The organism is Pantoea jilinensis, assembly GCF_019104105.1.
GTDB lineage: Bacteria > Pseudomonadota > Gammaproteobacteria > Enterobacterales > Enterobacteriaceae > Pantoea > Pantoea eucalypti.
In genome coordinates, this window is sequence record NZ_CP077746.1 from 3,632,837 (window position 1) to 3,650,535 (window position 17,699).

Below are 17,699 nucleotides of genomic sequence, written 5' to 3' on the forward strand. Positions count from 1 at the left end.
CGGTTAACGCTGATAGATGATTTCAACACCTTCGTCGTCTTCATCATCCCAGTCGTCATCCCACTCTTCATCTTCCACTTCGACCGTGTTTTCAATGGTTTCTTTGTGGTAATCGTCCCACATAAACTCCACTTTTTCCGGCTGTTTCTCTTCAAGCTCGGCTTCTTTCGGGTTGGCATTGATGAAGCTCATCACGTCCCAGCAGAGTTCGTTGACACCAGTACGGCTTGCGGCAGAGATCAGGTAATACTTATCTTCCCAGCCCAGCGCTTCAGCAACGGCTTTTGCCCGTGACTGCGCTTCTTCTTCGCTAATCAGATCAATCTTGTTGAAGACCAGCCAGCGTGGCTTGTTGAACAGCTTCTCGCTGTACTTTTCGAGCTCGCCGAGAATAATGCGGGCATTTTCAACCGGATCGCTTTCATCGATCGGATCGATGTCGATCAGGTGCAGCAATACGCGGCAACGCTCAAGGTGTTTCAGGAAGCGGATACCGAGGCCAGCACCGTCTGCTGCGCCTTCAATCAGGCCAGGAATATCAGCCACGACGAAGCTCTGCTCGCTGTCCATACGGACTACGCCCAGGCTCGGCACAAGCGTGGTAAATGGATAGTCCGCCACTTTTGGTTTGGCAGCTGAAACAGCACGGATAAAGGTTGATTTACCGGCGTTCGGTAAGCCCAGCATCCCAACATCTGCCAGCAGCATCAGCTCCAGCTGCAGGTCACGTTTTTCACCTGGAGTACCCATCGTTTTCTGACGAGGACTGCGGTTCACTGAGGATTTGAAGCGCGTGTTGCCCAGACCATGCCAGCCGCCCTTGCCGACCATCAGTTTCTGGCCGTGACGCGTCATGTCACCGAGTGTCTCACCGGTACCCTGATCGATAACCCGGGTGCCGACCGGCACTTTAACTTCGATATCTTTACCGCGTTTGCCTGTACAGTCGCGGCTCTGGCCGTTCTGTCCGCGCTCTGCCCGGAAAGATTTTTCGAAACGATAATCGATAAGGGTATTGAGGTTTTCATCAGCGATCAGATAAACATCACCGCCGTCACCGCCATCACCGCCATCAGGGCCGCCTCTCGGGATATATTTTTCGCGGCGGAAGCTCACGCAACCATTACCGCCATCACCGGCGACGACCAAAATTGTCGCTTCATCTACAAACTTCATTTTCTATCTCCGTCACACAATCGTCTGCAGCACTCTGCAGACGGGTCCGCCAGGGTCTTCTGCGCTGACCAGCGGCGGATAAATCAGGATTGGCTTTCGCCAGTGCGTACACAAAGTGTACAGCAAACTTTTGTGATGCGTCGCTTTTACCGCAACAGACCGCAGAATGTAAAAAGCCCCGCAGGAGCTGCGGGGCCTTCAATTCGTGCGTTCAGACGTTAAACGTCTGCGTCACGACAACCTTACTCAGCAACGATGCTGATGTATTTACGGTTGTTCGGACCTTTAACTTCGAACTGTACTTTACCGTCTGCGGTAGCAAACAGGGTGTGGTCACGACCACAACCTACATTGGTACCGGCGTGGAATTTGGTGCCACGCTGACGAACGATGATGCTACCTGCCAGAACAGATTCGCCACCGAAACGCTTTACACCCAGACGTTTTGCATTGGAGTCACGACCATTTCGAGTCGAACCACCAGCCTTTTTATGTGCCATTTGTCAGATCTCCTCTTACGCCGTGATACCAGTGATTTTCACATCAGTGAACCACTGGCGATGGCCTGCTTGCTTACGGTAGTGCTTACGACGACGAAACTTAACAATCTTAATTTTCTCGCCACGACCGTGAGCAACAACTTCTGCCTTGATCATTCCGCCTGAAACCAGTGGCGCGCCGATTTTCACGTCTTCGCCATTAGCAATCATCAGAACCTGGTCAAACTCAATCGTTTCACCGGTTGCGATGTCCAGCTTTTCCAGGCGAACGGTCTGACCTTCGCTAACTCGGTGTTGTTTACCACCACTTTGGAAAACCGCGTACATATAAAACTCCGCTTCTGCGCTTGCCTTTTAGTTCATCAGGCGGCGCGCTAAATATTCACAATAGGGCGCGAATTCTACGCAAAACTCCAGAAGAAGACAAGAGCACTTTGCACACTCTTGCAGAAAAAAAACACAGGCTGAATGCAACCGTTTCTCAGGCACAAAATTCAAGTACAATCAGTAACAGATTACCTGAACGCTGGCTGAGTAAACCACTTACCATGGCAGAGATAACGAGTCATAGCTGAAAAGACGAATGAACTTAGAACAGATTAATGAATTAACCGCACAGGATATGGCTGCCGTTAACCAGACCATCCTCGACCAGCTGAATTCAGATGTCTCGCTCATCAACCAGTTGGGCTATTACATCATCAGTGGTGGGGGCAAGCGTATCCGTCCCATGATTGCCGTGCTCTCCGCACGTGCCATGGGCTACAAGGGCGACCTGCACGTGACCAATGCGGCGCTGATCGAATTTATCCACACCGCCACGCTGCTGCATGACGATGTCGTGGATGAATCCGATATGCGTCGTGGCAAAGCGACCGCTAACGCGGCGTTTGGCAATGCGGCAAGCGTGCTGGTCGGTGACTTTATTTATACCCGCGCCTTCCAGATGATGACCAGCATGGGTTCGCTGCGTATCCTGGCGCTGATGTCAGAGGCAGTAAACGTCATTGCTGAAGGTGAAGTCCTGCAGCTGATGAACGTCAATGATCCCGACATCACTGAAGAGAGCTACATGCGCGTCATTTACAGCAAGACAGCGCGTCTGTTTGAAGCCGCCTCGCAGGCTTCTGCAATTCTGGCTGAAGCCACACCTGAAGAGGAAAAAGCCCTGCAGGATTATGGGCGCTATCTGGGTACGGCTTTCCAGTTAATTGACGACTTACTGGATTACAGTGCTGATGGTGAAACGCTGGGTAAAAATACTGGCGATGACCTGAGTGAAGGCAAACCCACCCTGCCACTGCTGCATGCGATGCAGCACGGCTCGCCTGAACAGGCGAAGATGATCCGTGAAGCCATTGAACAGGGAAACGGCCGCCATCTGCTGGAACCCGTACTGGAAGCGATGAATCAGTGCGGTTCACTGGAGTGGACGCGCAGTCGTGCCGAACAGGAAGCGGATAAAGCCATTGAAGCCCTGAGAACTCTGCCGGAATCGCCATGGCGCAGTGCCCTGGAGTCGCTGGCGCACATGTCAGTTCAGCGCGATTTTTGATCCCTCACGGAGCCTTCCGGGCTCCGTTTTCATCTCATCCGTCCCCATTATTCTTATTTCCTGCAAGCATTTGCACACCTTTTGCGAGTCATCCCACAGACCCGGCGCTGGATCTAAAAATAACTGGAAATTAATGGAAACTTTTTGCTATAAAACCCCTGTTCTTTCCAGATGGCACTAAAAAGGAAAGCCAACGTCCTGCTGGACGACGCAATGACAAGGAAAAGGAGAACAGGTTATGGAAAAAATAAAGGAAGACTGGCATCCGGCTGACATTATCGCGGCGCTGCACAAACGCGGTATGACGCTGGCAGCACTATCACGCGCATCGGGTCTGAGTTCGTCAACACTGGCTAATGCGCTGACGCGCCCGTGGCCCAAAGGAGAATGGCTGATCGCCGACGCGCTAACGATTCACCCGAGTGAGATCTGGCCCAGTCGATATTATGATCCCCACACCCACCGCCTGCTGGATCGCAGAAAACGTATCCGGACGCCTGCAGCGCATTCCGACAGCAACTGAGACCGCAGGCTATTTTCAGGCGAAAAAAAAACCAGCCCTGAAGGGGGCTGGCTTTTTGAGTGCCTCAGCAGACTTACTCTTCGCTGACACGCTCGATGTTCGCGCCCATTGCTTTCAGTTTATCTTCGATGTGCTCATAGCCACGATCGATGTGATAAATGCGATCAACGAACGTCGTGCCTTCCGCAATACAACCCGCCAGAACCAGGCTGGCAGAAGCACGCAGATCGGTCGCCATCACCTGCGCACCTGACAGGGTTTCAACCCCATGACAGATTGCCGTGTTGCTCTCAATCTCAGCATGTCCGCCCATGCGAATCAGTTCAGGGATATGCATAAAACGGTTTTCGAAAATGGTTTCGGTAATCAGACCCGTGCCTTCCGCAACCATGTTTAACAGGGTGAACTGTGCCTGCATATCTGTCGGGAACCCCGGATGCGGAGCGGTACGCACGTTAACCGCTTTTGGTCGCTTGCCGTGCATGTCCAGACTGATCCAGTCTTCACCGGTTTCAATATCGGCACCCGCATCACGCAGCTTAGCCAATACAGCATCCATGGTATCTGGCTGGGTTTTGTGGCACATCACTTTGCCGCCTGAAATGGCAGCAGCCACCAGGAAGGTACCGGTTTCGATACGATCGGGCAGAACGCGATAAACACCGCCACCCAGACGCTCAACGCCTTCGATGGTGATTTTGTCGCTACCTGCGCCACTGATTTTGGCACCCAGGGTGTTAAGGAAGTTGGCGGTATCGACAATTTCCGGCTCACGCGCCGCATTCTCGATCACAGTGGTACCTGTCGCCAGCGTCGCTGCACTCATGATAGTGACCGTTGCGCCAACGCTGATTTTGTCCATGACAATCAGCGCGCCTTTCAGGCGTCCATTGACTGAGGCTTTAACGTAGCCCTCTTCCAGTTTGATCTCAGCACCCAGCTGTTCCAGACCGGTGATATGCAGATCAACCGGACGCGCGCCGATAGCGCAGCCACCCGGCAGAGAAACCTGACCCTGACCAAAACGCGCCACCAGCGGACCCAGCGCCCAGATTGAGGCACGCATGGTTTTGACCAGGTCATAAGGCGCACAAAACACATCTACCGCACTGGCATCGACATGCACAGAACCGTTGCGTTCGACCTTCGCACCCAGCTGGCTCAGCAGTTTCATGGTGGTATCAATGTCGCGCAGCTTTGGCACGTTCTTAATCTCTACCGGCTCTTCAGCCAGCAGGGCAGCAAACAGAATAGGAAGTGCGGCGTTCTTTGCCCCGGAAATGGTGACTTCACCACTTAAACGGGTGGGGCCTTGCACACGAAATTTTTCCATCAACACGGCTCTCGATTAACTAGCTAAAAATTGGACTCGCTCACGGCGAGTTCACCACGCAGAAGGATCAGAAACCGTTGAGTTTACGGTCACGTGCCCATTCAGCGGGAGTATAAGTTTTGATAGAGACAGCATGCATGCGGTTATCCGCGATGAATTCCATCAGCGGCGCATAGACAGCCTGCTGCTTTTTCACGCGGCTCAGTTCGCCAAACAGTTCGCCTACGGCGATCACCTGAAAATGGCTGCCATCGTTGCTCATCACATGAACTTCGTCTAAAGGCAATGCGGCCATCAGCACGGCCTGAATTTCACTGTTTTCCATTGGGCTTAACTTCACTTAATAATAATAAGGCTGACATAGTAGAGGAAAGCGGCTGACTCTTAAATACGCAAAAGCCCCTGCTGGAAACAGGGGCTTAGCATAACAACCGGAAATCAGGCGCTTTTATCCGCAGAAACAATAATCTGTTGCAGATTGTAAAGGGTAATCAGCGAGCGCAGTTTGTCACTGATGCCTGTAAAGCATGGGGTTATACCCTGTGCACGCGCGATTTCACGCAAGTGCACCAGCAGGGCGAGACCGGAAGAGTCCACCCGCTCCAGCCCCGCGACGTCGATAGTATCGACATCTTTGATCAGCGTCTCGCGTTGCTGCCACAGGCTCATCAGCGTGTCGCGATCCAGTTCGCCTTTAAGTAATAGCGTGCTGGCTTCCCGCTCCCAGCGTAACGATTCGTGCATTATTGTTGTTTATCCAGCGTGATCGGCTGTGCCGCAGAAGACTTCAGTTGTGCCGTCAGACCATCAATACCTTTGGTACGCAACAAATCGCTCCACTCATTTTGTTTCGTGGTGATCATGCTGACGCCTTCGGCGATCATGTCATAAGCCTGCCATTTCCCGCTCTGGCTATTTTTACGCCACTGGAAATCGAGGCGTACCGGCGGACGTCCATTTGGGTCAATAATGGTGACACGAATAGCGACAATCTGGGCGTCGCCTAACGGCTGTTCGGGCTGAATCTGGTAGCTCTGGCCGTTATAGAGTGCCAGTGCCTGACCATACGCCTGCGCCAGATAATCACCAAAAGCGCTGAAATAGGCTTCACGCTGAGCAGGTGTTGAGTCACGATAGTAGCGTCCCAGCACTAACGCGCCTGCATATTTAATCTGCACATACGGCAGGAGCTCCTGACGCACAATCTCACGCAGGTAGTTGGGATCCTGCTTGATTTTCGGCTGCTCATTTTTCAGACGGGTGAATGTCTTCTGCGCCGCTTCGTTCATCAGCTTGTAAGGATTGCTCTGATCGGCTGCGGTCGCCGTCAGCGGTACCGCTACCACCAGCATGGCAATCATCAATAAACGTTTAAACATGGTAAACCCTCTTCTTTAAGGTTGAGCCGGTGCCGCAGGCGCAGCACTGTCGCCTTCCTGCGCGTCTTTGGAGTCAGTTTTTTGTTTGTTATCGCCGCTCTTATAAAGGAACTGGCCGATCAGGTCTTCGAGCACCATGGCTGACTTCGTATCACGCAGCGTATCGCCATCTTTCAGCATCGCCGAGCCGAGCTCAGGATCGTCAAAGCCTAAGTTCAGCGCCAGGAACTGCTCACCCAGCAGGCCCTGAGTACGGACAGCCAGCGAGCTGGTATCTGAAATTTTATTCGCATACTGATCGCTGATCTCCATGGTGACACGCGGCAGCAGCGTTTTCGGCTCAAGCGCTATTTCTGTCACCCGGCCAATGACCACACCACCAATTTTGACCGGCGAACTGGCTTTCAGGCCGCCGATATTGTCAAAGGTCGCGTAGAGTTTCCACGTCGGCTCTGTGCCCATCGACTTTAAATCGGCGACGCGCAGACAGAGAAACAATGCGGCGATCAACGCCATAATCATAAAAATGCCAACCCAGATTTCGCTTTTTTTGCTTTGCATTGCATCAATTCCCAAACATCAGTGCTGTCAGCACAAAATCCAACCCGAGCACCGCCAGTGAAGCATGTACTACGGTACGCGTTGTCGCGCGACTGATCCCTTCAGAAGTGGGAATCGCGTCATAGCCATTAAAAAGAGCAATCCAGGTGACCGTTACGGCAAAGACGGCGCTTTTGATGATGCAGTTAACGATATCGGTTCGGAAATCGACCGCGTTCTGCATAGCTGACCAGAAGAAACCGGGATCGATCCCCTTCCAGCTCACGCCAACCAGTGCACCGCCTGCAATACCGACCGCAGTGAAGATCATGGTCAGTAGCGGCATGCTGATAAAACCGGCCCAGAAGCGCGGCGAGACTACCCGGCGCAACGGATCCACCGCCATCATCTCCATACTGGAGAGCTGTTCAGTGGCTTTCATCAGGCCGATTTCAGCCGTCAGTGCCGATCCTGCCCGTCCGGCAAACAGCAGCGCGGTAACAACCGGCCCCAGTTCACGCAGCAAGGAGAGCGCCACCAGCATACCCAGACTGGTTTCTGCACCATAAGTGTTCAGCACCAGATAGCCCTGCAGTCCGAGCACCATGCCGATAAACAGACCTGAAACCACAATAATCAGTAACGACAGTACGCCAACACTATAGAGTTGTTTGATCAGTAGCGGCGTATGTCTGCGGAACGCGGGTTTTCCCACCAGCGCGTGAAACAGCATTAATCCTGCGCGTCCAAAACTGGCGCACGTTTCAATTCCCTGACGACCGAATGACGCCAGCGCCTTCAAGACCATCTGTTTAGTTACTCCCTGAGCCGGTTAAATCAGCGAGATAGTCGCCGGCAGGAAAACGGAAGGGAACCGGACCATCCGCATGGCCATCAATAAACTGGCGCACGCGCGGGTCATTATTCTCTCGCAGTTCCGGCGTGGTGCCGTGTGCGATAATTTTTTGTCCGGCCACGATATAGGCATAGTCCGCAATACTCAGTACTTCCGGTACGTCGTGCGAGACCACAATACAGGTCAGGCCCAGAGCATGGTTAAGTTCGTCGATTAATTTTACCAGCACGCCCATGGTAATGGGATCCTGTCCGACAAAAGGTTCGTCGAACATGATCAGCTCCGGCTCAAGCGCAATTGCACGCGCCAGTGCCACACGGCGTGCCATCCCGCCCGACAGCTCAGCTGGTTTCAGCTGGGCAGCACCGCGCAGGCCTACCGCTTCCAGCTTCATTAAGACAGTGCTGTGCAGAATCGGTGCAGGCAGACGGGTATGTTCACGCAGCGGCCAGGCCACATTTTCATAGACCGTTAAGTCAGTAAACAGGGCACCAGACTGGAACAGCATGCTCATTTTCTTGCGCGCTTCGTACAATTTAGCGCGTGACAATGACGGAATGTTTTCGCCACGGAAAAAGATTTCACCGCTGGTTGGCTGAAGTTGCCCCCCAATCAGGCGTAGCAGAGTGGTTTTTCCTATCCCCGATGGCCCCATTATCGCCGTGACTTTCCCTTTCGGCACGGTCAGCGAAATGTCGTCGAAGATAGTGCGATCTCCGCGCGAAAAACTCACGCCACGAACCTCAACCAGATTCGTTTGCTGCTGGATCATTATTACCTCTTGTAAGGATCGGGCGTAAACATGGGGTACGATGGTAGCCTGTTCGGTCCTGATTCACGATAGCTTTACAGAAACTTACCGCTAAGATTTGGCGAAAATGGTCATTAAATTTACTTTTGCCGTTCAGGCGGTCAAAATCAGCGCCTGTCTCGCCAAACAGAACCTTAAACCGGTCGGGAAAAGCATTGCCGGCCCGGGTTTTTACGCAAGGATTTTTCATGTTCTTAGCTTCTGCACTGCTGATTATCGGTTTGCTTTTACTGGCATATGGTGCCGATCGTCTGGTGTTTAGCGCCTCAATATTGTGTCGATCTTTTGGCATCCCGCCACTGATTATCGGCATGACCGTTGTCAGCATCGGCACCTCGCTGCCCGAGATGATCCTCTCCTTTTCAGCGGCGCAGCATGGCCAGATGGATCTTGCTGTGGGTACCGCGCTCGGCTCGAATATTACCAACATTTTACTGATCCTCGGTGCCGCTGCGCTCATGCACCCGCTTTACGTCCATTCTAATCTGATACGCCGCGAACTTCCGTTAATGTTGCTGGTTACCCTGCTCAGCGGATTCATGCTGTTTGACAATCAGCTTAGTCGACTGGATGGAATTGGCCTGATCGCCATAGCCGCTATTTATCTGATGGTGGTGATTCGCATTGCACGGAAAGCGGAACAGGACAATAACGACACCCTGACCCGCGAACAGCTGGCCGAACTGCCTCGCGAAGAGAGCGGAAATACAGTGGCCTTTCTCTGGCTGGCCGTCGCGCTGATTATACTGCCGATGTCGACGCGGATGGTGATCGATAATGCGACCGCTTTTGCCGACTACTTTGGCGTCAGTGAACTGGTCATGGGCCTGACGCTTATCGCCGTGGGAACCAGCCTGCCTGAGCTGGCAACGGTCATTGCTGGCGCGCTGAAAGGTGAAGATGATATCGCAATCGGCAATCTGATCGGCGCCAACATTTATAATATTGCCATCGTGCTGGGCCTGCCGGCGCTGATTCATCCTGGCAGCATCGACTATCACGCTTTTGCCCGTGATTATTGGGTGATGCTGGGCGTCAGCGTGCTGTTCGCCCTGCTTTGCCTGCTTCGTCGCCGTCGGGTTGGTCGCACGGCAGGCTTAATTTTACTCTGTGGTTTCTTCGTCTGGGTGACGCTGCTCTGGATGCAGCCGGCATTTATGGACGGTTAACAAGGACAGACTCACTATGTCATATCAGCAACCAACAGCATTTGATTTTCAGCAGGCGGGAAAAACTGTCCTGCGCATCGAGCGTGAAGGACTGGAACAACTCGATCAATATATCAATGACGATTTCGCCCGCGCCTGCGCCCTCATTTATGCCTGTCAGGGAAAAGTAGTGGTCATGGGCATGGGCAAGTCTGGCCATATCGGCAAAAAAATGGCGGCGACCTTTGCCAGTACCGGCACGCCCGCCTTTTTTGTGCATCCGGCTGAAGCCAGCCATGGCGATCTGGGGATGGTGAGCAAAAATGATGTGGTCATCGCCATCTCTAACAGCGGTGAGTCCAGCGAAATTCTTGCGCTGATCCCAGTGTTAAAACGTCAGCATATTTCGCTGATCTGCATCACCGGACGGCCTGACAGCGCGATGGGACGGGTTGCCGATGTGCATCTTTGTGTTCATGTTCCGCAGGAAGCGTGTCCGCTGGGTCTGGCGCCCACCTCCAGCACGACGGCCACGCTGGTGATGGGTGACGCGCTTGCGGTTTCGCTGCTGGAAGCGCGTGGATTCACGGCGGAAGACTTTGCCCTCTCCCATCCTGGCGGTGCGCTGGGCCGCAAGTTGCTGCTGCATGTGGCTGATATCATGCACAGCGGCGATGAGCTGCCGCACGTCACGCGGGATGCTTCACTGCGCGATGCGCTGCTGGAAATTACGCGCAAAAACCTGGGACTGACGGTGATCGTCGACGGTCTGATGAAAATTGAAGGCATCTTTACCGATGGCGACCTGCGCCGCATTTTTGATATGGGCATCGATTTTCAGCGCGCCACCATTGGCGAAGTGATGACGCCGGGTGGCATCCGCGTCCGGCCAAATATGCTGGCGGTTGAAGCCCTGAACCTGATGCAGACCAAAAACATTACCTCGATTCTGGTGGCCGATGACGACCGTCTGCTCGGTGTGGTACATATGCATGACATGCTGCGCGCTGGCGTAGTCTGAACAGGAAGAGAAAATGCAACAGGCAACTCCCCCGATTGAAACCTGCTATGGCCCGGTCAGCGCTGATGTTATGGCACGCGCCAGCAACATTCGTCTGCTGATCTGCGACGTCGACGGCGTGATGTCCGACGGGGTGATCTACATGGGAAATAATGGCGAAGAGCTGAAGGCATTCAACGTGCGGGACGGTTATGGTGTGCGGTGTTTGCTGACCTCTGATGTAGAAGTGGCTATTATTACCGGCCGTAATGCCCGTCTGATGGAAGATCGCTGCAAAACGCTCGGCATCCGTCATCTTTATCAGGGACAATCGGATAAGCTTTTGGCCTATCGTGAACTTCTGGATAAACTGTCTCTTTCCGACGACCAGGTCGCCTATATTGGTGACGATCTGATCGACTGGCCGGTTATGGCGAAGGTGGGATTAAGTGTGGCAGTGGCGGATGCACACCCGATCCTGTTGCCACGCGCCCACTACGTCACGCGGATCGCCGGTGGACGCGGCGCGGTACGCGAAGTATGTGACCTGATATTAATGGCGCAGAACAAATTTGAGGATGCCAAAGGGCAATCAGTATGAGTAAAAGCAGGCGTTGGATAACGCTGATTCTGACCTTGATTGCACTGGTTTTGATCGGCTGGAATCTTACTAACCAGGATGACAATGGCACGCCCGTCGGGCCCGACAGTCAGTCGCCGACCTACACCAGTGCTGATTCACACACTGTGGTTTATAACCCGCAGGGCGCGCTGTCATATAAACTGGTCTCAGACAAAGTGACCTATTTCTCGGATGACGAGCTGAGCTGGTTCGAAAATCCGGTGATGACCACTTATGATGAGAATAAAATCCCTACCTGGACGTTACGCGCCGATAAAGCAAAGCTCACCAAAGATCGTATGCTTTATCTGTATGGCCATGTTGAGCTGAATACGCTGACGCAGGATTCTCAGCTTGAGCGCATTAAAACTGATAACGCACAGATCAACCTTGTCACTCAGGATGTTACCTCTGATGATCAGGTAACATTGTATGGACGCAGTTTTAACTCCACCGGCATGAAAATGCGCGGCAATTTACGGACAAAGAACGCCGAGTTAATCGAGAAGGTCAAAACCTCATATGAAATTCAAAATGAACAAAAATAGCCTGAAGCTTTTAATGGCCAGCATGTTGCTGGCAACCAGCGTTCCGGCGCTTGCCCTGACCGGTGACTCGGATAAGCCCGTCAACATTGACTCGCAGAATCAGGCACTTGATTTGCAGGGCAATGTCGCGACCTTTACCGGCAATGTCATCGTGACGCAGGGTTCAATCAAAATCACGGCGGATAAAGTCGTGGTGACCCGTCCCGGTGGCGACAGCGAGAAAACCATCGTTGATGCCTACGGCAACCCCGCTACGTTCTATCAGATGCAGGACAGCGGCAAGCCGGTTCAGGGCCATGCCTCAAAGCTGCACTACGAACTGGCTAACGACTTCGTTGAACTGACCGGCAATGCGTTCATTGAGCAGCAGGACAGCAACATCAAAGGCGATCGTATTACCTATCTGGTAAAAGAGCAGAAAATGCAGGCTTACAGCCAGGGCCAGAACAAGCGCGTCACTACCGTCCTGGTGCCGTCGCAACTTCAGGATAAAGGTTCGTCCAACAGCGGAAAGAAGAGTAACTGATAGCTATGGCCACATTAATCGCAGAAAACCTGGCGAAGGCATATAAAGGCCGTCGCGTGGTAGAAGATGTCAGTCTGCAGGTAAAGTCCGGCGAGATTGTCGGCCTGCTGGGTCCGAACGGCGCCGGTAAGACCACCACCTTTTACATGGTGGTCGGTATTGTCCCGCGTGACGCTGGCCGTATCATTATTGATGATGAAGATATCAGTATCCTGCCGTTGCATGCCCGTGCGCGTCGTGGCATCGGCTATCTGCCGCAGGAGGCCTCCATTTTCCGTCGCCTCAGCGTCTACGATAACCTGATGGCGGTACTGCAGATTCGTGACGATCTGACAGAAGAACAACGTCAGGATCGCGCCCGTGAGCTGATGGAAGAGTTTCACATCGAGCACCTGCGCGACAGCATGGGTCAGGCGCTGTCGGGTGGTGAGCGACGTCGTGTTGAGATCGCACGCGCACTGGCCGCTAATCCTAAATTTATCCTGCTGGATGAGCCTTTTGCCGGTGTTGACCCGATCTCCGTTATCGACATCAAGAAAATCATTGAGCATCTGCGTGACAGCGGCCTCGGCGTGCTGATTACCGACCATAACGTGCGTGAAACCTTAGCGGTCTGTGAGCGGGCTTATATTGTCAGCCAGGGACACCTGATTGCGCATGGCACACCCAATGAAATTCTTGCGGATGAGCAGGTTAAGCGGGTTTATTTGGGTGAAGAGTTCAGACTCTGATAAGGTGTCGTTAATACCGATGTTTACCTGGGAACTACCATCCTGTCTATGAAGCAAGGTCTACAACTCAGGTTCAGCCAACAGCTGGCAATGACTCCACAGTTGCAACAGGCGATTCGTCTGCTGCAACTCTCTACGCTTGAACTCCAGCAGGAGTTACAGCTTGCACTCGAAAGCAATCCGCTGCTTGAGCAGACTGATCTGCATGAAGAGATCGACTCCAGGGAATCGCCGGAGTCTGAGGCGCTGGATACACGCGAAGCGCTTGAGCAGAAAGAGATGCCCGATGAACTGCCGCTGGATGCCACCTGGGATGAGATCTACACGGCGGGCACGCCTTCCGGCACTGGCACCGATTATCAGGATGATGAGTTACCGGTTTATCAGGGTGAAACGACACAGTCACTGCAGGACTACCTGATGTGGCAGGTTGGATTGACGCCTTTCAGTGATACCGATCGCGCTATTGCCACCTCTATCGTCGATGCTATCGATGACACCGGATATCTCACCGTTTCGCTTGAGGAGATCCTGGACAGTATCGGCAACGATGATCTCGAAGTGGATGAAGTTGAGGCGGTGCTGAAACGCATCCAGCGTTTTGACCCGATGGGTGTTGGTGCGCGCGACCTGCGTGACTGTCTGCTGGTGCAGCTGTCGCAATATGCGCCCGACACACCGATGCTGGCAGAAGCACGCCTGATCGTCAGCGAGCATCTCGACCTGCTGGCCAATCACGATTTCCGTAGCCTGATGCGAGTGACGCGCCTCAAAGAGGATGTACTGAAAGAAGCGATGGTGCTGATTCAGTCGCTGGACCCGCGTCCGGGTCAGTCGATCAATACCAGCGAGCCAGAATATGTCATTCCCGATGTCCTGGTGCGTAAAGTTGGCAGTCGCTGGACGGTTGAACTCAATGCCGACAGCTTGCCACGCCTCAAGATCAATCAGCACTATGCGGCAATGGGCAGTTCAGCGCGCAACGACAGCGACAGTCAGTTTATCCGCAGTAATCTGCAGGAAGCCCGCTGGCTGATTAAGAGTCTGGAAAGCCGCAATGATACGCTGCTGAAAGTAACGCGCTGCATTGTTGAGCAACAGCAGGCGTTTTTCGAGCAGGGTGAAGAATTTATGCGTCCGATGGTGCTGGCAGATATCGCCCAGGCTGTTGAGATGCATGAATCGACCATTTCTCGCGTGACTACGCAGAAGTATCTGCACAGTCCCCGTGGCATTTTTGAACTAAAGTACTTTTTCTCCAGTCATGTGAATACGGAAGGTGGAGGCGAAGCCTCCTCAACCGCGATTCGTGCGCTGGTGAAAAAATTAATTTCGGCGGAAAATCCAGCCAAACCCTTGAGCGACAGTAAACTGACCTCAATGTTATCTGATCAGGGGATTATGGTGGCACGGCGTACCGTCGCCAAATATCGTGAGTCTTTATCCATCCCGCCATCGAACCAGCGTAAACAACTGGTTTGAAAGAAATGAGAAGGAAGACCTATGCAGCTGAACCTGACCGGGCAACATGTTGAAATCACACCGCCTCTGCGTGAGTTCGTCAACGGGAAATTTGCCAAACTGGAACACTATTTTGAACATATCAATCAGGTCTATATTGTCCTGAAAGTTGAGAAAGTCACTCAGGTGGCTGATGCAACACTTCACGTGAATGGTGGCGAGCTGCACGCTACATCGGAAGCGGAAGATATGTATGCGGCAATTGATGGGCTGATCGACAAGCTGGCCCGTCAGCTGACCAAACACAAAGATAAACTGAAAAAACACTAATCTTCACGCTAGCAACGCGCGCCTGGCGCGCAGAGCCGACAGGATGGGGCGGATAATCCGCCCCGTTTTGTCATCTGAGTAAGCGCAGCTTGTCTCAGAGGTAATGACGCGCTGGCGGCGAATGGCCTGGTGAACACGCAAGTGAAATGATAATGAACAACGATCTTACACTGGAATTGAGCACAGTGCTTTCGCCAGACTGCACCCGCAGCGGCGTACACTGCCAGAGCAAAAAACGTGCGCTGGAAATCATCAGCGAACTGGCCGCTAAGCAGCTCAACCTGCCGCACCAGACGCTTTTCGAAGCGATCCTGACCCGCGAACGCATGGGCAGTACCGGTATTGGCAATGGGATCGCAATCCCTCACGGCAAGCTGGAAGAGGATACGCTGCGCGCGGTTGGGGTTTTTATCAGCCTCGAACAGCCGATTGCATTTGATGCCGTCGACAACCAGCCGGTCGATCTGTTGTTTGCTTTACTGGTCCCGGCCGACCAGTGCAAAACACACCTGCACACCCTGTCACTGGTGGCGAAACGTCTGGCAGATAAAACGGTCTGCCGTCGTCTGCGCGCTGCCCAAAGTGATGAAGAGCTCTACGCCATTATTACGGAAATCCAGACAGAGCAGTAACACGTCTTTACCGGCCAGGTGCCGGTTTTAAAACGGGAGAAAAGGTCATGGTGCTGATGATCGTTAGCGGTCGTTCAGGCTCGGGGAAGTCAGTGGCGCTCCGTGCGCTGGAAGATATGGGGTTCTACTGTGTTGATAACCTGCCGGTCGTGCTACTGCCCGAGTTAGCTAACTCGCTGGCGGAGCGTAATATTTCGGCAGCAGTCAGCATTGATGTGCGTAACATGCCAGAATCTCCGGAAATTTTTGAAACCGCGCTGAATAACCTGCCTGACTCATTTTCACCTCAGCTGCTGTTCCTGGACGCCGATCGTAATACGCTGATTCGTCGCTACAGCGATACGCGCCGTCTGCATCCCCTTTCCAGCAAGAATCTGTCCCTGGAGAGCGCGATTGACGAAGAGAGCGATCTGCTGGAGCCATTGCGTTCGCGGGCCGATCTCATCATCGACACCTCAGAGATGTCAGTGCACGAGCTGGCCGAGATGCTGCGTACCCGCCTGCTGGGTAAACGTGAACGTGAGCTGACCATGGTGTTTGAATCCTTTGGCTTCAAACATGGCATCCCTATTGACGCTGACTATGTGTTTGACGTGCGCTTTCTGCCCAATCCCCATTGGGATCCCAAGCTGCGGCCGATGACTGGCCTCGATCGCCCGGTGGCGGCCTTTCTTGATCGCCATACAGAAGTGCATAACTTTATCTACCAGACGCGCAGCTACCTTGAACTCTGGTTGCCGATGCTGGAAACCAACAACCGTAGCTATCTTACCGTAGCGATTGGCTGCACTGGTGGCAAACACCGCTCAGTCTATATCGCTGAACAGCTTGCGGATTACTTCCGTTCGCGTGGTAAGAATGTACAGTCACGCCATCGTACGCTGGAAAAGCGCAAATCATGACCGTCAGACAAACTGTAGAAATTAAAAATAAGCTGGGCATGCACGCCCGTCCGGCAATGAAGTTATTTGAGCTGGTGCAGAGCTTTGATGCCGAAGTGTTGCTGCGCAATGAAGCGGGCACGGAAGCTGAAGCCAGCAGCGTAATTGCGCTGCTGATGCTCGACTCAGCCAAAGGCGGACACATCGAAATTGAAGCCAGCGGCCCGGAGGAAGTTCCGGCGCTGGCTGCGGTCATTGAGCTATTTGAAGCGGGTTTCGACGAAGATTAAGGCCTAGTCGAGTTTGTTACGCTGTAAAAAACCTTCTCCGCCAAGCTGGCGCATCTGACGCAGTATCCACTGTTGCCGCTCTCTGACATAACCTGAGGGGGCAGCAGCACGATAACGTATCGGATTGGGCAAAACCGCCGCCAGCAAAGCAGCATCTGCTGCCGTAAGCCGGCTGGCAGGTTTATGGAAATAGTGCTGTGAAGCCGCTTCAACGCCAAAGATACCCGGCCCGAACTCCGCGATATTGAGATAGACGGTCAGAATGCGTCGCTTAGTCCAGACCGTCTCAATCCCGACTGTCAAACCCGCCTCCAGACCTTTGCGGATCCAGCTGCGGCCATCCCAGAGAAACAGATTTTTCGCCGTCTGTTGTGACAGCGTGGACGCCCCGCGCATCCGGCTGTCACTGTTATCCAGTACAGATTCAATTGCCGCAACATCGAAGCCCCAATGCTCAGGAAACTTTTGATCTTCTGAGGCGATAACCGCCAGTCCCATCCAGGGCGACATCTCGTCATGGCCGACCCAGTCTGAATGGGCGACATAACTAAAATCACCGTGTAACCAGGCACCAATCTGTCGTTCAGCCATCACGGCTGAAAACGGCACCGGCAGGAATGAAAAGAGTAAAATACCTGCCAGCCATGCGCCCAGCCATACCAATACGATTCGACCGACAATCCGTCTGATACGCTGTCCGACGCTTCCTTTATGCTTGTTCATGCAATCTTCCCACACTTGTTCCAGACGTTAATCAATCACTCATGTAATCACTGCCACTAACACAGGCTTTTTACGATTATCGCTGAAAACGGGACGACAGTTTCCAGACTTTATTCAATCATTTTGCATCAAAA

Annotated in this window: 25 protein-coding genes; 13 read left to right on the plus strand and 12 right to left on the minus strand. The window is 53.1% G+C overall.

All coding sequences use genetic code 11. The features are described 5' to 3' along the window. Nucleotides 1–3: 3 nt before the first annotated feature. The 3 genes from cgtA to rplU form a co-directional block, all read right to left on the minus strand. Nucleotides 4–1,176: an Obg family GTPase CgtA gene (gene cgtA, locus KTJ90_RS17110; protein ID WP_003851092.1), complete on the minus strand. Its 1,173-nt coding sequence runs from the start codon at nucleotides 1,174–1,176 to the stop codon at nucleotides 4–6. Between the two features lie 242 nt (nucleotides 1,177–1,418). Further along, on the minus strand, nucleotides 1,419–1,676 hold the full coding sequence (rpmA, locus tag KTJ90_RS17115) for a 50S ribosomal protein L27 (RefSeq protein WP_003851093.1): 258 nt from the start codon (nucleotides 1,674–1,676) through the stop codon (nucleotides 1,419–1,421). A 15-nt stretch (nucleotides 1,677–1,691) separates the two neighbouring features. Beyond that, nucleotides 1,692–2,003: a 50S ribosomal protein L21 gene (gene rplU, locus KTJ90_RS17120; RefSeq protein ID WP_008925416.1), complete on the minus strand. Its 312-nt coding sequence runs from the start codon at nucleotides 2,001–2,003 to the stop codon at nucleotides 1,692–1,694. Between the two features lie 256 nt (nucleotides 2,004–2,259). Between rplU and ispB the strand changes: the two genes are divergently transcribed. Both ispB and KTJ90_RS17130 read left to right on the plus strand, forming a co-directional pair. After that, complete coding sequence (ispB, locus tag KTJ90_RS17125; protein ID WP_033762310.1) at nucleotides 2,260–3,231, plus strand: octaprenyl diphosphate synthase; 972 nt, start codon at nucleotides 2,260–2,262, stop codon at nucleotides 3,229–3,231. Nucleotides 3,232–3,469: 238 nt separating this feature from the next. After that, on the plus strand, nucleotides 3,470–3,754 hold the full coding sequence (locus KTJ90_RS17130; protein WP_003851095.1) for a helix-turn-helix domain-containing protein: 285 nt from the start codon (nucleotides 3,470–3,472) through the stop codon (nucleotides 3,752–3,754). Between the two features lie 73 nt (nucleotides 3,755–3,827). Here KTJ90_RS17130 and murA read toward each other — a convergent pair whose 3' ends face one another. From murA to KTJ90_RS17170, 8 genes are all read right to left on the minus strand, one after another. Further along, nucleotides 3,828–5,087, minus strand: coding sequence for a UDP-N-acetylglucosamine 1-carboxyvinyltransferase (murA, locus tag KTJ90_RS17135; RefSeq protein WP_008925414.1), 1,260 nt, complete (start codon nucleotides 5,085–5,087; stop codon nucleotides 3,828–3,830). A 67-nt stretch (nucleotides 5,088–5,154) separates the two neighbouring features. Next, entirely contained in the window at nucleotides 5,155–5,412 is a 258-nt protein-coding gene (ibaG, locus tag KTJ90_RS17140) for a BolA family iron metabolism protein IbaG (protein ID WP_003851098.1), read from the minus strand. Nucleotides 5,413–5,525: 113 nt separating this feature from the next. Continuing rightward, entirely contained in the window at nucleotides 5,526–5,831 is a 306-nt protein-coding gene (mlaB, locus tag KTJ90_RS17145; protein ID WP_008925413.1) for a lipid asymmetry maintenance protein MlaB, read from the minus strand. Further along, the gene (mlaC, locus tag KTJ90_RS17150; protein ID WP_008925412.1) at nucleotides 5,831–6,466 is read right to left on the minus strand and encodes a phospholipid-binding protein MlaC; all 636 of its coding nucleotides are present in this window, start codon (nucleotides 6,464–6,466) and stop codon (nucleotides 5,831–5,833) included. Before mlaC ends, mlaB begins: the two co-directional genes overlap by 1 nt. Nucleotides 6,467–6,481: 15 nt before the next feature. Next, nucleotides 6,482–7,027: an outer membrane lipid asymmetry maintenance protein MlaD gene (mlaD, locus tag KTJ90_RS17155; RefSeq protein WP_008925411.1), complete on the minus strand. Its 546-nt coding sequence runs from the start codon at nucleotides 7,025–7,027 to the stop codon at nucleotides 6,482–6,484. A gap of 4 nt (nucleotides 7,028–7,031) precedes the next feature. Further along, a complete protein-coding gene (gene mlaE, locus KTJ90_RS17160) occupies nucleotides 7,032–7,814 on the minus strand; it encodes a lipid asymmetry maintenance ABC transporter permease subunit MlaE (RefSeq protein WP_078804847.1) in 783 nt (260 codons plus the stop codon). 4 nt (nucleotides 7,815–7,818) lie between these two features. Beyond that, nucleotides 7,819–8,634 carry a phospholipid ABC transporter ATP-binding protein MlaF gene (mlaF, locus tag KTJ90_RS17165; RefSeq protein ID WP_008925409.1) on the minus strand — a complete coding sequence of 272 codons (816 nt, stop codon included), beginning with the start codon at nucleotides 8,632–8,634 and terminating at the stop codon, nucleotides 7,819–7,821. Beyond that, nucleotides 8,606–8,863 (minus strand): hypothetical protein, encoded by a 258-nt coding sequence (locus tag KTJ90_RS17170; RefSeq protein ID WP_128755139.1) that lies wholly within the window; start codon nucleotides 8,861–8,863, stop codon nucleotides 8,606–8,608. Before KTJ90_RS17170 ends, mlaF begins: the two co-directional genes overlap by 29 nt. Between KTJ90_RS17170 and KTJ90_RS17175 the strand changes: the two genes are divergently transcribed. The 11 genes from KTJ90_RS17175 to npr all read left to right on the plus strand — a co-directional run bounded on the left by KTJ90_RS17175 (nucleotide 8,862) and on the right by npr (nucleotide 16,842). Then, complete coding sequence (locus KTJ90_RS17175) at nucleotides 8,862–9,842, plus strand: calcium/sodium antiporter (RefSeq protein ID WP_003851100.1); 981 nt, start codon at nucleotides 8,862–8,864, stop codon at nucleotides 9,840–9,842. The two genes, KTJ90_RS17170 and KTJ90_RS17175, sit on opposite strands and share 2 nt — an antisense overlap. Nucleotides 9,843–9,858: 16 nt before the next feature. Continuing rightward, nucleotides 9,859–10,842, plus strand: a complete 984-nt coding sequence (gene kdsD, locus KTJ90_RS17180; protein ID WP_003851102.1) for an arabinose-5-phosphate isomerase KdsD — start codon at nucleotides 9,859–9,861, stop codon at nucleotides 10,840–10,842. 13 nt (nucleotides 10,843–10,855) lie between these two features. Next, nucleotides 10,856–11,422 carry a 3-deoxy-manno-octulosonate-8-phosphatase KdsC gene (gene kdsC / locus KTJ90_RS17185; RefSeq protein WP_003851104.1) on the plus strand — a complete coding sequence of 189 codons (567 nt, stop codon included), beginning with the start codon at nucleotides 10,856–10,858 and terminating at the stop codon, nucleotides 11,420–11,422. Beyond that, nucleotides 11,419–11,991, plus strand: coding sequence for an LPS export ABC transporter periplasmic protein LptC (lptC, locus tag KTJ90_RS17190; RefSeq protein ID WP_008925408.1), 573 nt, complete (start codon nucleotides 11,419–11,421; stop codon nucleotides 11,989–11,991). The genes kdsC and lptC overlap by 4 nt, the downstream gene beginning before the upstream one ends. Continuing rightward, complete coding sequence (lptA, locus tag KTJ90_RS17195; RefSeq protein ID WP_499025562.1) at nucleotides 11,966–12,517, plus strand: lipopolysaccharide transport periplasmic protein LptA; 552 nt, start codon at nucleotides 11,966–11,968, stop codon at nucleotides 12,515–12,517. The genes lptC and lptA overlap by 26 nt, the downstream gene beginning before the upstream one ends. 5 nt (nucleotides 12,518–12,522) lie before the next feature. Beyond that, a complete protein-coding gene (gene lptB / locus KTJ90_RS17200) occupies nucleotides 12,523–13,248 on the plus strand; it encodes an LPS export ABC transporter ATP-binding protein (RefSeq protein WP_003851107.1) in 726 nt (241 codons plus the stop codon). A gap of 48 nt (nucleotides 13,249–13,296) precedes the next feature. After that, complete coding sequence (gene rpoN / locus KTJ90_RS17205) at nucleotides 13,297–14,730, plus strand: RNA polymerase factor sigma-54 (protein ID WP_008925406.1); 1,434 nt, start codon at nucleotides 13,297–13,299, stop codon at nucleotides 14,728–14,730. A gap of 21 nt (nucleotides 14,731–14,751) precedes the next feature. After that, nucleotides 14,752–15,039 (plus strand): ribosome hibernation promoting factor, encoded by a 288-nt coding sequence (gene hpf, locus KTJ90_RS17210; RefSeq protein ID WP_003851111.1) that lies wholly within the window; start codon nucleotides 14,752–14,754, stop codon nucleotides 15,037–15,039. Between the two features lie 152 nt (nucleotides 15,040–15,191). Next, nucleotides 15,192–15,671, plus strand: coding sequence for a PTS IIA-like nitrogen regulatory protein PtsN (gene ptsN / locus KTJ90_RS17215; protein ID WP_008925405.1), 480 nt, complete (start codon nucleotides 15,192–15,194; stop codon nucleotides 15,669–15,671). A 47-nt stretch (nucleotides 15,672–15,718) separates the two neighbouring features. Beyond that, nucleotides 15,719–16,573 carry an RNase adapter RapZ gene (gene rapZ / locus KTJ90_RS17220; protein ID WP_003851114.1) on the plus strand — a complete coding sequence of 285 codons (855 nt, stop codon included), beginning with the start codon at nucleotides 15,719–15,721 and terminating at the stop codon, nucleotides 16,571–16,573. Beyond that, on the plus strand, nucleotides 16,570–16,842 hold the full coding sequence (npr, locus tag KTJ90_RS17225) for a PTS phosphocarrier protein NPr (protein WP_003851116.1): 273 nt from the start codon (nucleotides 16,570–16,572) through the stop codon (nucleotides 16,840–16,842). Before rapZ ends, npr begins: the two co-directional genes overlap by 4 nt. 3 nt (nucleotides 16,843–16,845) lie before the next feature. Here npr and mtgA read toward each other — a convergent pair whose 3' ends face one another. Then, entirely contained in the window at nucleotides 16,846–17,565 is a 720-nt protein-coding gene (mtgA, locus tag KTJ90_RS17230) for a monofunctional biosynthetic peptidoglycan transglycosylase (RefSeq protein WP_283543861.1), read from the minus strand. Nucleotides 17,566–17,699: the final 134 nt, after the last annotated feature.